At 67.7% G+C, this 13,830-nt stretch carries 15 protein-coding genes; 6 read left to right on the top strand and 9 right to left on the bottom strand.

All coding sequences use genetic code 11. The annotated features are described in order from the left end of the window. The first annotated feature begins 77 nt into the window (after window positions 1-77). On the top strand, window positions 78-875 hold the full coding sequence (locus tag ACFOLC_RS11940) for an SDR family NAD(P)-dependent oxidoreductase (protein WP_386759487.1): 798 nt from the start codon (window positions 78-80) through the stop codon (window positions 873-875). 99 nt (window positions 876-974) lie between these two features. Beyond that, window positions 975-1,421, top strand: a complete 447-nt coding sequence (locus tag ACFOLC_RS11935) for an FKBP-type peptidyl-prolyl cis-trans isomerase (RefSeq protein ID WP_386759486.1) — start codon at window positions 975-977, stop codon at window positions 1,419-1,421. 19 nt (window positions 1,422-1,440) lie between these two features. Here ACFOLC_RS11935 and ACFOLC_RS11930 read toward each other — a convergent pair whose 3' ends face one another. Then, window positions 1,441-2,304 (bottom strand): LysR family transcriptional regulator, encoded by an 864-nt coding sequence (locus ACFOLC_RS11930; protein WP_386759485.1) that lies wholly within the window; start codon window positions 2,302-2,304, stop codon window positions 1,441-1,443. A gap of 98 nt (window positions 2,305-2,402) precedes the next feature. On the opposite strand from ACFOLC_RS11930, the gene ACFOLC_RS11925 reads away from it, so the two are divergent. Next, a complete protein-coding gene (locus tag ACFOLC_RS11925; protein ID WP_386759484.1) occupies window positions 2,403-3,176 on the top strand; it encodes a hypothetical protein in 774 nt (257 codons plus the stop codon). Between the two features lie 4 nt (window positions 3,177-3,180). Here ACFOLC_RS11925 and ACFOLC_RS11920 read toward each other — a convergent pair whose 3' ends face one another. From ACFOLC_RS11920 to ACFOLC_RS11910, 3 genes are all read right to left on the bottom strand, one after another. Then, window positions 3,181-4,170, bottom strand: coding sequence for an LLM class flavin-dependent oxidoreductase (locus tag ACFOLC_RS11920; protein WP_386759483.1), 990 nt, complete (start codon window positions 4,168-4,170; stop codon window positions 3,181-3,183). A 121-nt stretch (window positions 4,171-4,291) separates the two neighbouring features. Beyond that, window positions 4,292-4,741: a hypothetical protein gene (locus ACFOLC_RS11915; protein WP_386759482.1), complete on the bottom strand. Its 450-nt coding sequence runs from the start codon at window positions 4,739-4,741 to the stop codon at window positions 4,292-4,294. Between the two features lie 149 nt (window positions 4,742-4,890). Beyond that, the gene (locus tag ACFOLC_RS11910; RefSeq protein WP_386759481.1) at window positions 4,891-6,531 is read right to left on the bottom strand and encodes a serine hydrolase; all 1,641 of its coding nucleotides are present in this window, start codon (window positions 6,529-6,531) and stop codon (window positions 4,891-4,893) included. 112 nt (window positions 6,532-6,643) lie between these two features. Here ACFOLC_RS11910 and ACFOLC_RS11905 point away from each other — a divergent pair, with 112 nt between their 5' ends. Next, a complete protein-coding gene (locus tag ACFOLC_RS11905) occupies window positions 6,644-7,903 on the top strand; it encodes a TIGR03862 family flavoprotein (protein ID WP_386759480.1) in 1,260 nt (419 codons plus the stop codon). Window positions 7,904-7,925: 22 nt separating this feature from the next. On the opposite strand, the gene ACFOLC_RS11900 is transcribed toward ACFOLC_RS11905, so the two are convergent. From ACFOLC_RS11900 to ACFOLC_RS11880, 5 genes are all read right to left on the bottom strand, one after another. Continuing rightward, a complete protein-coding gene (locus ACFOLC_RS11900) occupies window positions 7,926-8,513 on the bottom strand; it encodes a hypothetical protein (RefSeq protein WP_386759479.1) in 588 nt (195 codons plus the stop codon). Between the two features lie 121 nt (window positions 8,514-8,634). Next, complete coding sequence (locus tag ACFOLC_RS11895; protein ID WP_386759478.1) at window positions 8,635-9,375, bottom strand: sulfurtransferase; 741 nt, start codon at window positions 9,373-9,375, stop codon at window positions 8,635-8,637. A gap of 64 nt (window positions 9,376-9,439) precedes the next feature. Continuing rightward, window positions 9,440-10,057, bottom strand: coding sequence for a DUF998 domain-containing protein (locus ACFOLC_RS11890; RefSeq protein WP_386759477.1), 618 nt, complete (start codon window positions 10,055-10,057; stop codon window positions 9,440-9,442). A 57-nt stretch (window positions 10,058-10,114) separates the two neighbouring features. Then, complete coding sequence (locus tag ACFOLC_RS11885) at window positions 10,115-10,624, bottom strand: DUF1993 domain-containing protein (RefSeq protein ID WP_386759476.1); 510 nt, start codon at window positions 10,622-10,624, stop codon at window positions 10,115-10,117. Between the two features lie 197 nt (window positions 10,625-10,821). Beyond that, a complete protein-coding gene (locus ACFOLC_RS11880) occupies window positions 10,822-12,015 on the bottom strand; it encodes a glycosyltransferase (protein WP_386759475.1) in 1,194 nt (397 codons plus the stop codon). 142 nt (window positions 12,016-12,157) lie between these two features. Between ACFOLC_RS11880 and ACFOLC_RS11875 the strand changes: the two genes are divergently transcribed. Further along, window positions 12,158-12,337, top strand: coding sequence for a hypothetical protein (locus ACFOLC_RS11875; RefSeq protein WP_386759474.1), 180 nt, complete (start codon window positions 12,158-12,160; stop codon window positions 12,335-12,337). A gap of 95 nt (window positions 12,338-12,432) precedes the next feature. Further along, on the top strand, window positions 12,433-13,821 hold the full coding sequence (locus ACFOLC_RS11870) for an MFS transporter (RefSeq protein WP_386759609.1): 1,389 nt from the start codon (window positions 12,433-12,435) through the stop codon (window positions 13,819-13,821). Window positions 13,822-13,830: the final 9 nt, after the last annotated feature.

Here is a 13,830-nt window from a genome sequence, read left to right as displayed (position 1 = left end):
GATGCGCGCCGCTGCTTGCGGGCCATGCCCGGTGGCCGGGGATCCATGGACTTTGCTTCGAACGCAGGAGATCCGACATGTTGCTGGAAAACAAGACCGCGGTGATCTACGGCGCCGGTGGCGCCATCGGCGGAGCCACCGCCCGCACATTCGCGCGTGAAGGCGCGCAGGTGTTCCTGGCAGGACGCACGCCGGCACGGTTGCAGGCCGTGGCGCGCGACATCGTCGCTGCCGACGGTCACGCCGAGGTCGCCACGCTCGACGTGCTCGATCAGGCGGCGGTGGACGCACATGCCGATGCGATTGCCGAGGCTACCGGCGGAATCGACATCACCTTCAATGCTGTCGGCTTCACCCACGTGCAGGGGCCGCCGTTGGCCGAGCTGACACTGCAGGATTTCATGCATCCGGTCGACGCCTATGCCCGTGCCCACTTCATCGTCGCCAAGGCCGTCGCCCGGCACATGGCCACACGCGGCGGCGGCGTGATCCTGTCGCTGTCGACGCCCGGCGCGCGCATGAGCGGCACCGGCTTCCTCGGCAACGGCGTCGCCAGTGCCGCGGTCGAGGCGTTCTCGCGCCTGCTTGCCGGCGAGCTCGGTGCCAGCGGCATCCGCGTGGTCTGCCTGCGCCCGCACGCGATTCCCGAGGCCGTCGCTCATTCGCACACGCGCGAGGTCTTTGCCGGTTTCGCGCAACGCACCGGTCTGAGCATCGAGGAAATGCTGGCCACGCACGCGCAGACCGGAACGCTGCTGAAGCGGCTGCCGACCTTGCAGGAAGTCGCCGACACCGCCACTTTTGTCGCCTCCGACCGTGCCGGCGCGATGACCGGCGCCATCGTCAACCTCAGTTGCGGCGCGCTGGTGGACTGAGCCGCAGACGACATGCTGAACGACAGGAACGTGCGCGCATTACTACAAGCGCCCACCAGGACTGAGCTTGCTCCCGTCGCGCTGCGTTACGCTAGCTCGATGAACACCACTGCCCTGCTGCGCAATTGCAGCCTGCTGCTCTGTCTCGCCCTCGCCGCCTGCGCCGATCCTGGCCCGCCGCCGGGTGGCACGATCGCCGCGTTCCAGACCATCGACGAGAAGGTCGGCGATGGCGCCGTCGCCAAGTCAGGCCAGGACGTGACCGTGCACTACACCGGCTGGAACTACGACGAGAAGGCACCGGACAAGCACGGCAGCAAGTTCGACAGCTCGCGCGACCGCAACGAGCCGTTCACCTTCCTGCTCGGCGCCGGCCGTGTGATCCGTGGCTGGGACGACGGCGTCGCCGGCATGCGCGTCGGCGGCAAACGCGTGCTGCTGCTCCCGCCCGAGTACGGCTACGGCCGCAAGGGCGCCGGTGGCGTGATCCCGCCAAACGGCTCACTGGTGTTCGAGGTCGAGCTGCTCGACGTGCGCGAGCACTGAGCCGCGCTGCTCCCGTCGCTCAACCCGCTTTGGCGGCTTGCATCAACAACGCGGCGTCCTCGCCGCGCAACTCGTGCTCGCTGCCGACAAGGTGGATGTCGTTGATGCAGGCATGCCGTCGCGGGCGGTGCACGCGCAAACGGCTCCCGTAAGCGCGTCCCAACGCTGAATCCAGCGGCACGATCGACCAGCCGCGGCCGCTGGCCACGCTCTCCAACGCCTCTTCCAGTTCATCGAAGTGATCGACGCGATGCCAGGGTTGCGGCAATGGCAAGCCATTGGCCTCGAACCAGCGGAAGAAAACGTAGTCGAACTCCTCGTAAGTGACGAACGGCAGCTTCGGGATGTCCTCCGGCCTGGGCGCCGCGCGGCGGGTTTTCGGGCCGACCAGCACCAGTTCCTCTTCCGCCAGTGGCGTCGAGACGATACCGGCCGTCACCAGTGGTCGATAACTGACACCCAATGCGACACGGCCGCTCTCAAGCAGGGCCTGCACTTCGCTGGCAGTGCGGAACAGCACTTCGACCGGCCGTTCCGGCGGCATCATCCGCATCAGCCGCGGCACCAGCCGATAACGACCGAAGCCGGACACGCAGGCGATGCGCAGCGGCTCGCGTCCATTTGCATCGCCCAGCCCTTCCCAGGCCTGTTGCAGGTCCAGATAGGCGCGTTCGATCGATGCGGCGAGTGCTCGACCACGCGGGGTCAGCACCAGGCGCCGACCGGACTTGCGGAACAGCGACGCGCCCAACTGCCGCTCCAACTGCTGCAGGTCGTAGGTGACCGCTGATGGCGACTTGTGCAGCACGCGTGCCGCCGCATTGACGCCACCACTGTTCACCACCGTGCGGAATACGGACAGTCGCTTGAAGTCGGGTCCCATCGCTTCATTCTATGGCGTGGAATACCCCGGCGAATATTTGAAATGGTCCGCCTCGGCCTGGCGCCCTAACCTGCCGGCGATTCCACCGGAGTGGCGCCATGCCTGCCGCGATCCATCCGTTCTTCGTCCTGGCCCTGGCCGTCGCCTCCCCATCGCTGACGGCGCAAGCCGTACGCTCGGAGGAAACACTGATCGACAGCGGCGATGCCGCGCACCTGTTCGCCTACACCCCAAAGCCGGGCATGCGAGCGCAGTTCGACGCCGGCTACCGCGCCCACCTGCGCTGGCACCGCGACCGCCAGGACCCGCTGCCGTGGTTCGGCTGGGACATCGTCGACGGCGACCGCGCCGGCCTGTTCGTCGACGGCAGCTTCGGCACGTCGTTCGCCGCCTTCGAGCAGCGCATCGATCCCGTCGGCGACCAGGCGGATGCGGCACGCAACGTCACCGCCTATGCCGAGCCCGCTTTTCGCGCCAGTTATCGCCTGCGCCGCGAGCTGAGCACCGCATTGCCACTGGAACACTGGCGACCGTCGGAGATCGTGCAGGTATTCCACTACACATTGCGCCCGGGCACGCAGCCATGCTTTGAGCAGGCTGTGCGCGCCGCGCGGACCGTGCTGCTCGGCGAGGCCACGGCGCCCGCGCACAGCTGGTACGAGAAGCGCGACGGCGGTATCGCGCCGGAATACATGCTGATGATCGCGCACTACGGCCAGGCCGGTTACGACCACCGCAGCCGCAGCCTCGAAACGCTGCTCGAACGCAGCGGCAATGCCGCCGCACTGGCTGACCTGACGGCGTCGGCGACCACGGTCAAGACGGAAACCTGGAGCTATCGCGCGGACCTGAGTCTGATCCCAGGACGATGAGTCCTCAGCCCAGTCGTTCACGCACCTGTGCCGAGATCTCGAATGAGCGCACGCGCGCGGCATGCTCGTAGACGTTGGCGGTCAGCAGCAGTTCGTCAGGGCGATGCCGCTCAATGAACGCGCGGATGCCCTGCTCGACCCCATCCGCGGCGCCGACGACGCTGCACGCCAGCGCCCGCTCGACACCGAGCTTCTCGTGCGGCTCCCAGAACGACTCGATGTCGTCGATCGGTGGCGGGATCAGCCCCGGTCGACCACGACGCAGGTTGACGAAGGCCTGCTGTTGCGTCGTGAACAGATAACGCGCCTGTGCATCGCTGTCGGCGGCGATGACGTTCAGCGCCAGCATCGCGTGCGGCTGCTGCAGGCGCGCCGACGGCTGGAACTCGCGCCGGTACAGCGCCAGTGCCTCGTCCATGGAATCGGGGGCGAAATGCGAGGCGAACGCGAATGGCAAGCCGAGCCGCGCCGACAGCTGCGCCGAAAACAGGCTGGAGCCAAGCAACCACACCGGCACCTCGATGCCGGCCCCCGGCACCGCGCGCACCGCCTGGCCGGGCTGCGCCGGCTCGAAGTAGTGCAGCAGCTCGACCACATCCTGCGGAAAGGTATCAGCACCGTCGAAATAGCGACGCAATGCGCGCGCCGTGGCCTGGTCGGTGCCCGGCGCGCGGCCCAGGCCTAGATCGATGCGCCCCGGATGTAACGACGCCAGCGTGCCGAACTGCTCGGCCACCTGCAGCGGCGCGTGGTTGGGCAGCATGATGCCGCCGGCGCCGACGCGGATCGTGCGCGTGCCGCCGGCAACGTGGCCGATCAGCACCGCGGTCGCCGCGCTGGCGATGCCCGGCATGTTGTGGTGTTCGGCCAGCCAGTAACGCTGGTAACCCAGGCGCTCGGCATGGCGCGCCAGGTCGAGCGTGTTGGCGAACGCCTGCGTGGCGTCGCTGCCTTCGGTGACGGGGGCGAGATCGAGGACGGAGAACGGAATCATGCGGGCACGTCGCTGGGCACGGACTACTGAATTGGGGGCGCCATGCGATCAATGCCAGCGCCGATGCGTTTCATCCATGTGACTACACAGTTGCGCCGGTCGGCGCGATTGCATGCCGTACTCACCACAGGTCGAACGTCACGCCCTCGCGCTCGTTGTCCCAGATCGTGCTGAACACCCACCAGCGGCCGTGCTCGTGGCACAACTGGATGCTGTTGGCACCACGTTTGAGCAGCACCGGCGAGTCCAGCGCCGGTCGCGCCTCGTAGCGGCTCCACACGTGGGCGACCTGGCCGAAGCGCTGCACGCGCTGCTCGGTCTCGACCTCGAAGAAGTCGTTGGTAGCAAAGAACGGCGTGACATCGGCGATGTAGCTGTCGACATCGAACACGGCCGCGCGCGTCGAGCCATCGGCTTCGACCACCGTGCGCAGGCTGGTCGCGCGCGGATGCTGCAGATAGCGGAAGCGCGCCCAGTCGCGCGGCGCATCGGCCGGACCGGAAATGCAGGCGTAGACAGCGCGTACCAAACGTGGAATGTCCTGGGTGTCCTGCCACCACGATCGATCCATGCTCCTCTCCTCCCGTTTCGTCGTCACCCCAGAATGGCCAGAGCCCGCGGCGCGGCGACGCCAGTAACCGTACATCGTGAAGCCGCACTGCAGGTACTCGCCCGGTGCGTGGCGGCGACGATCACCACGCACCTGCCGGGCGCTGACCCTCAACTTGCGCCTGCTGCCTTGACCGGTGCCAGGCGCAGGTCGTGGAAGTCGAAACTGAAATCGGTCTGCGGTGAGATCGCCTCCATCCGCACCTCGCGGATCGCGCCGTCGGGCGTCAATGCGAAGGTGACGAAAGCGTCGGCGTTGAGCCAGCGCTGGTTCCAGCGCACCACGAAGGTGTCGTGCTGCCAGTGCGTGAGCTCGCCGACCAGGTCCGGGGTGCGGCTGAAGCGAAGGAGCAGCTTGCCGGACTGCTGCTCGACGAGCACGTCGCCGTACCACGGGTCGCGGTAGGTTCCGGTGTAGTTGGCCAGCGCCAGTGACGGTTGGGAGCCGGCCGCGCGCGCCTTCAGGCGTTTCTGCCAGTCCTCGTCGGCCTTGTCCTGCGACTTCGCCAGCGCGGCAGCGTAGGCGGCGCTCCAGTCGGTCTTCGGCGCATCCAGATAGGCATCGAGTACGCGCATCGTCACTGCGTTGAATGCGCCGGACAACTCGGTACTGGTCAGCACGATCACGCCCAGCTTGTGCTCCGGCACCAGGGTCAGCCGCGACACCATGCCGGGCCAGCCGCCGGTGTGCCAGACCAGCTTCTGCCCACGGTAATCCGACAGCTGCCAGCCTTCGCCGTAACCGAGGAAGTTGGGCCTGGCGGCTTCGAGTTGCGGCACCGACGGCTTGGCAATCGGGATCGGCGTGATCACCGACCACATCGCCTGCTGGCGCTTTTCGCTGAACAAGCGTTGCTCGCGGCCCTTGTCGTCGCGGTACACGCCGCCGTCGAGCTGCATGCGCATCCACTTGCCGATGTCGTGCACGCTGGAATAGATGCCGCCGGCACCGGAAACATTGCCCCATGCCATCCGCGGCGCCGGCTGCAGATCCTTGAAGTCGGCTTTGGCGTAACCGGTGGCGACATTGTCGCCCCTGCGCAGCGCATCGCTGTTGAAGCGCGTCTCGCTCATGCCCAGCGGCTTGAAGATGCGTTGCTGCAGGAACTGCGCATACGACTGCCCGCTGACCTGTTCGATCACCAGCTGCGCCACGCCGTACAGGATGTTGTCGTAGGCGTACTGGCCACGGAAACTGCCGGTCAACGGCACGTCCTTGAGCCGACGGGCGACCTCGGCGGTGCTGTAGTCGGTGCCGGGCCAGTACAGCAGGTCGCCGGCGCCCAGCCCCAGGCCGCTGCGATGGGCCAGCAGGTCGCGCACGCGCATCTCCTGGGTGACGTAGGCATCTGACATACGGAACCACGGCAGGTGCTCGATCACGCGGTCGTCGAGACTGAGCTTGCCCTCGTCGGCAAGGATCGACAGCGAGGCCGCAGTGAACGCCTTGGTGTTGGACGCGATGGCGAACAACGTGTGCGCATCGACCGGTGACGGCTTGCCCTGCGCGTTGTTTTCGAGCTGGCGTACCCCAAAGCCGCGCTCGAGCACCACCTGCCCGTCCTTGACGATCGCCACGGCGATGCCGGGCACGTCGAACTGCCTGCGCACGCCCTCGACATAGGCGTCGAAGTCCTGCAGCTGCGCCGGCAGGACTGGCGCGCTCGTCTGCGCCGAGGCCGCACCGCACAGTGCCAGCGACATGCCCAACACGGCGCCCCGCGCCCACCCCAATCCCGAACCCAATCCCATCCGATTGCCGCCTCTGTAGATAAACCCCACTGTCGACGATACCCGACCCTGTGACCTGGGCCGCAGGTCAGGGCCGGCATAATGGCGCCCCTTACCGTTGCCGTGTCGCCGCATGCCCGCACCCGATCACCTCCCCCGTCTCGCCGTCATCGGCGGTGGCCCCGCCGGCCTGATGGCAGCAGAGGTCGCGCGTAGCGCCGGCATCGAGGTCGACGTGTACGAGGCCAAGGGCTCGGTCGGGCGCAAGTTCCTGATTGCCGGCAAGGGCGGGCTCAACCTCACCCACAGCGAACCGCGCCCAGCCTTTGATACCCGCTACGGCAGCCGTCAGCACGACGTAGCGGCCTGGCTCGACGATTTCGATGCCGACGCGCTGCGCGAATGGGCCCGCGGCTTCGGCATCGACACCTACATCGGCAGCTCCGGTCGCGTGTTTCCGACGGACCGCAAGGCCGCGCCGCTGCTGCGCGGCTGGGTGCGCCGACTGCGCGACGCCGGTGTGCGGTTCCATGTCCAGCACCGCTGGCTGGGATGGCGCGAGGACGGCGCCCTGCGCTTTGCCACGCCCGATGGCGGGCAGTCGGTGCCGGCCGATGCGGTGGTACTGGCGCTGGGCGGTGGCAGCTGGCCGCAACTGGGCTCCGACGGCGCGTGGCAGGACGTTCTGCTCGCCCACGGCATCGACGTGGCGCCACTGCAACCGTCCAACTGCGGCTTCGACATCGGCTGGAGCACACACTTTGCCGCTCGCCACGCCGGCGCACCGCTCAAGCCGGTCATCGCGCACTGGCGTGATGCGACCGGTGTCGAGCACGCGCTGCAGGGCGAATGCGTGATCACCGAAACCGGCATCGAAGGCAGCCTGATCTATGCGCTGTCGGCAACCTTGCGCGATGCCATCGCGGCACGGGGAGAAGCACATCTCGAACTGGACCTGGCCCCGGGCCGTGCCCTGGAACGCCTGCACAGTGATCTCGCCAAGCCGCGTGCCGGCCGCAGCCTCAGCGAGCACCTGCGCCGTCAAGCCGGCATCAGCGGGGTCAAGGCGGCGTTGCTGTATGAGGTGCTCAGCAAGGACCAGCTCAACGACCTGTCGCTGTTGGCGCGCACGATCAAACGCCTGCCGCTGCGCCTGCTGCGCGCGCGTCCGCTGGCCGAGGCGATCAGCAGCGCCGGCGGTGTGCGCCTGGAGGCGCTGGATCCGGCCTTGATGCTGAAGGCACCGCCGGGCCGGATTGCGCAAGGCGTGTTCTGTGCCGGCGAGATGCTCGATTGGGAGGCACCGACCGGCGGCTACCTGCTCACCGCCTGTTTTGCCAGCGGCTTGCGCGCCGGGCGCGGCGCGGTGGCGTGGCTGCAACGGCAGCGCTGAGTGCAGCGCGCGGACGCGACGATTACCCGGCGTCGGGACTGTCCACGCCGAAGTAGCTGGTGCTCGCGCACAGGGTGATGCCAGACGCCGAGGCCGCCGGCAGGTCGCTGCCCTGCAGGCCGATCAGCTTGACCACTCCGGTGCCGCCTTCCAACACCTTGGCCAGGGCGATGAAGCCAGTGGGCTGGCCGCCGCACATGGCATTGGCGGGCAATTCGGTGGGCGGCGTCTCCTCCAGCACGCGGCGCAGTTCCACCGGCTGGTCAGGCTGGATCATCATCGCCTGCGCATAGGTGCTGCCGGCCGAGTACTGGTCGCCACCATTGACGATCGCGACGCGCTCGGTGGTGAAGCTGGCACCGTTGCCGCCGCGCAGCACCGCATCCTCGATGGTCAGCTTGCCGGTCACGGCCGTTGCGACCGGATTGCCCGGCTCGTACACGCCCAGCGCCACCGGCTTCAGCATCGGCGGCGCCGCGCGCTCGACCGGCGCGGCATTGACGTCCGGCTGCGGGTTCGCGGCAGGAGGCGCCGCGGTGATCGCTTCCGGTGCGGCGCTGTTGACCGGAGGCTGTGCCTCACAGGCCACCAGCAATAGCACGCTGGTCATTGCCGCGGCCAACGGCAGAAAACGGGACGTCCAAACTTGATTCAACATCGCAATCCTCACTGTGGTGGATGGGCTGGCGCCTCGATCGGCAACGTCGCTGCCGGGCCACCCACGATCGTCGTCAGGCGACGTCGTCCATCAACGGTTTCAGTTCGGAATCGAGCGCGACGCGCTCGTCGAACACGAAGCAGCGGCCATCGTAATGGCGGCCGCCGACCTGCTCAAAATACCCCAGGATGCCGCCGTCGAGCTGCAACACATTGCTCATTCCACTGCCGTGCATCCACAGCGCGGCCTTCTCGCAGCGGATACCGCCGGTGCAGAAGCTGACCACGGTGGCATCGCGCAGGTCTTCGCGATGCGGCGCCAGGGCCCGTGGCAAGTCGGTGAAGTTGTCGATCGGCAGCGTCAGCGCCTGCGCAAACGTGCCATAGCCGACCTCCTCGCGATTGCGGGTGTCCAGCATCACCACGCGCCGGCCCGAATCGTCGCGTCCGTGTTCGAGCCAGCGCGCGAGCTGGTCCGGCGCCACCGTCGGCGCACGTCCGGCCAGCGGCGAGGCGTCGTCGCGGCGGAAGCTGATGATCTCCGGCTTGACCTTGACCTTGAGCCGCGCGAACGGCTGCCGGTGGCTGTGGCTGAACTTGACCGTCAACGCGGTGAAGCGGGCGTCTGCCTGCAACTGGTCCAGAAAACCGTGAACCGCGGCGTCGCGACCGGCAAGAAACAGGTTGATGCCCTCGCCCGCCACCAGCACGGTGCCCTGCAACTCGCCGGCCTGCGCCCAGGCCTGCAGTTGCGCGGCCAACGCATCGGGCTGATCGATCGGGGTGAAGTGGTAGGCGGCGATGTTGAGAATCATCGGCGCATTCTAGGTGCCAAGCGGCCGCCATGCTTGCCGGAGCTGCTCGCAAGCCATTGATCGGTTAAGGATTCGAGGAATTATGGGGACCGACCGCGCTGGCCCGCCGTAGCCAGAACGCAGCCAGGACCAGCCAGGCCACGATCGCCGCAATCACCAGCTTCTGGCTCAATCCACGCGGCGCTTCGCGCCACAGGGCGTGCACCCACATCGCGACGAAGCAGATCATGGCCAGCCCGAACGCCTGCACAAAGCGCGGTCGCCACTGTGCATCGCCACGGAAACGCCAGGACTGCAGCAGCATGGCCGTGGTCACGCACAGGAAAGCGGTCGATGCGGCGATGCCGTGCACCAGGCCTTCGAAGGTTGGCGGACGCTGCGGGCGGTCGGTTTCCGCCATTGCGGTCACGCCCAACGCCAGCGCCGCCAGCACGAACAGCAACAATGGCGCCGCACTGCGCGCCGGCGCTGGCAGCGCGGCGTAATAGCCGGCGCCCAGCATGGCCAGGGCGCCGGCAAGAACGAGGTACGCGCCCTGCAACCAGCTGCCGTAGTCGCCGACCAGGTAAAAGCTCAGAGGCGCGAGCCACCAATCCAGGTCGTCACGCAGCAGTTGCACGGCCACGCACACCACAACGAACACCAACAGGCCGGCCAGCACGGCCGTGGCGAGCCGGCGCATTACCGCGCCTTCCCGCGCCACGGGATGGCCGTGGCGCATGGCCGGCAGATGTGTCACTCAGTACGCGCCCATGTAATCGCGCTTGCCGACCTCGACGCCGTTGTGGCGCAGCAACGCATAGGCGGTGGTGACGTGGAAGAAGAATTGCGGCAGGCCGTAGCTCAGCAGGTACGCCTGGCCGTCGAGCTTGCGCTCCTTCGGCGTGCCCGGGCGCAGCACGATCTCGCGTTGTTCGCTGCCCTCGAACAGCATGGCGTCCAGGCCGCCGATGAGGGCCAGGGTCTTGGCGATGCGCGCATGCAGTTCGGCGAAGGTCTGCTCGTTGTCGTCGTAAGCCGGCACTTCGACACCGGCCAACCGCGACGGCACGCTCTTGGCAAAGTCACAGGCGATCTGCACCTGGCGGACCAGCGGGAACATGTCGGGAAACAGCCGGGCCTGCAGCAACACCGCCGGCTCGATCTTCTTCTCGGCCGCATAGGCCTCGGCCTTGTTCAACACCCCGCCGAGGCCACCGAGCATCTGCTCGAACACGGGCACCGATGCGGCGTACATGGAAACGGTCATGGCGGATCTCCTCTGAGCGAAGCGCGCATGGTACAGGCACGGGCACGCCTGCCTCGGGACAGGACGGTCGCGGATCGAAGCCGTGTACCGTGCCGGGCAGGATCCGCAGTCCCTGCCCGGCACCACGTTGGCTCACCAGGTGACGCGCACGCCGAGGTTGCCTTCGACGCAACTGACGCGGGTGTCCCGATGATTACTCACCGCATGGCTGGCACCCTTTCCTGTCCGGCCAGATGGCCATAAAGCGTCTCGACCTCGTGCACAAGCGCCTGCATGCTCCACGCACGGGCGTCCTCGGGCCCGGCCTTGACAAGCGTCGCGCGCAGTTCCGGTGCGCGCAGCAAACGCGCAACTTGACTGGCGAACGCGTCAACGTCCTCGGCGCTGACCAGGGCACTGCGCGCATCACGCAACACGGTCGCCGTGCCCATGACCGCCGTGGAGACGATCGGCACGCCCAGCGCCATTGCCTCAATCAGCACCAGCCCCTGCGTTTCGGTCGGCGAGGCGAATACGAACACGTCGCCGGCCCGGTAGGCATCGAGCAAGCTGCTGCGGCGATCGAGGTTTCCGAAGAAGCGCACATGCTCCTGTAGCCCAAGCTCGCCGGCAAGATGTTTCAGGCGTGCCGCATCCGGGCCTTCCCCGGCAATCAGGAACTGCAGATCGGGAAACTCCATGACCAGCTGGTGCACCACACGCAGCAGGAAGGCGATGTTCTTCTCCATCGACAAGCGGCTGACGGTGACCAGCGTCGGGCACTGCGGGTCGATACCGTGGGCGAGACGGAAGCGCGCGCCGTTACCACCGGCGAACTCGTCCAGGTCGATGCCGGTGGGGATGACCGTGGACGGCGTGGCGATGCCATAACGCTCCAGCACTTCGGCCATCTGCTGGCTCGGCACGACCAGGTGATCGACGCCATGGCACAAATGGCGCGAGACGCGCCGGGCCAGCCAGCGGGTCAGTGGGGCCGGCAGCCACGGCAGGTAATGGCCGACGTATTCCTCGAAATAAGTGTGATAGGTCTCGACCGTTGGCAGTCCGCTGCGTCGGGCCAGACGCGTGCCGAGCACGTGGGCGCGGAACGGCGTGTGGATGTGGATCACGTCCCAGTCGCGCCGCAGCAATTGGGCCTGGGCCGTGCGCAATGACGCACCGCGGATCAGGCAGTCCTCCGGATCGAAGAAGATCACCCGCGCCGGCAGGCGCAGGACCTCGAACTCGCCGTGGCCGTCATGCGCCTCCTGTCCGCTGTCCGCACCGTAATCCGGCGCCACCACGGTGACTGCGTGGCCCCGGCGGGCCAGCGCACGCGCAAAGGTACGGATCGAGGTCGAGACGCCGTTGACCCGCGGTAAGTAGACGTCGGACAGCATCAGGATGTTCATGACGACAGCCTAAGTGCCTGGATGCGCACCTTTATGACAGTCGCCATCGCTGCCAAAGGGAATGCCGCCTTGCGGCGGCATTCAGATCGATCCACTATCCGGCCCGCGCGCGGGCTAACGCGATACCGATTGCAGTACCAGCATGCGATCGGTGGTGTCCCGGCTCAGGTCGACGGCTTCATGGCTGGTCGTGGTGAACAGCAGCGTGCCGTCCGCGCCCTTGATGCTGGCGCGTGCCGTGGCGCACCGCGATGTGGAAAACGGTCACGGTCGTGGCAAGGTGGTGCTGATGGTGTACAGCACATTCGATCACGCCCCATGAAAGAGCCCGCGCAGGACGCATTGAACCGCTCCGAACACAGCCAGGACTGGGAACCGACCGCTTCGGCGCCGACAGCGGCGGCCGATACAGCCGAGATGACCGTGACCGCGCCGGTCGCGTCAAACCCAGTCGGCCCGGGGCTGCTGGACCGCCGCTATCGCGCGGTCACACTCGGTGCGGTCGCCCTGGTCGCGCTGTACGCCTTCGAGGCGCTGGCCGTCGCCACGGCTATGCCGACGGTCGCGCAGGCACTCGGCGGCCTGCGGCTGTACGCCCTGGCCTTTGGTGGAACGCTCGCGGCGGGCGTGGTCGGCATGGTCGCGGCCGGTCGTTGGGCCGACACCCGCGGACCGGCACCGCCGTTGCGGCATGGCATCGCCTGGTTTGCGCTGGGCCTGATCATCGCTGGCCTGGCACCGACGATGTGGGTGCTGCTGCTCGGCCGGATCGTGCAGGGCTTCGGCGGCGGCCTGATGTCGGTGGCCTTGTACGTGGCCGTCGGCCGCGTGTATCCACCGCATCTGCATCCGCGCATCTTCGCCGCGTTCGCCGCCGCCTGGGTATTGCCGGCGGTGATCGGCCCGACCATCAGCGGCCTGCTGGTACAGCACCTGGGCTGGCGCTGGGTGTTCCTGTCGGTGCCGTTGATCGCGGTAGCGGCGGCCTGGATGGTATTGCCGGCGGTGCGCGGACTCGGCGCACCGGTCGACAGCGGCGGCGATGCCGGCATGGCGCAACCGCATCGCCTCGCCTGGGCGGTCGGCGCCGCCGCCAGCGCGCTGCTGCTGCACCATGCCGGGCAACAACGCGATGCCGCTGCGGTGACGATGCTCGCTGTCGCGATCACCGGCCTGCTGGTCTGCGCCTGGCAATTGCTGCCGCGTGGCACCCTGCGCGCGGGACGCGGACTGCCAACCGTGATCGCGCTGCGCGGCATTGCCTCTGCCGCGTTCTTCGGCACCGAAGTGTTCCTGCCGTTGCTGCTGTCACGCGAACGCGGGCTGTCGCCAACCGCGGCCGGCGTCGTGCTCACCGTCGGCGCACTGGGCTGGTCGGCTGGCTCCTGGTACCGCAGTCGCCCCAGCCAACCGTTCACGCCACCGCAGTTGCTGCGGATCGGCATGAGCCTGATCGTGCTCGGCGTGGCCAGCGTCGCCCTGACGGTATCGCCGCAGGTGCCGGTGGCCGTCGGCGTCGCCGGCTGGATCGTCGCCGGCCTTGGCATGGGTGCGTTGTTCCCGACACTGTCGGTGCTGACCCTGGAGCTGTCACCGCCGCAACAGCAAGGCGTCAATTCCTCCGCCCTGCAGTTGTGCGATGCCTTGTTCACCGCCACCGTGCTGGCCGTGGGCGGTTCGCTGTTCGCGGCGCTGCTGGTGCGTTCACCGGGCGTGGCCTACCTCGCCGGCTTCGCGATTTCGGCAGTGCTGGCCCTGCTTGGCGCGGTCCTGGCCACGCGCGTGCAACCTGTCAGGGAAGCCTGACCCGCCGCG

The organism is Lysobacter cavernae (assembly GCF_042648505.1).
Lineage (GTDB): Bacteria > Pseudomonadota > Gammaproteobacteria > Xanthomonadales > Xanthomonadaceae > Lysobacter_L > Lysobacter_L cavernae.
The sequence above is the reverse complement of the archived record's forward strand: the minus strand, read 5'-3'. Positions and strand labels throughout refer to the sequence as shown.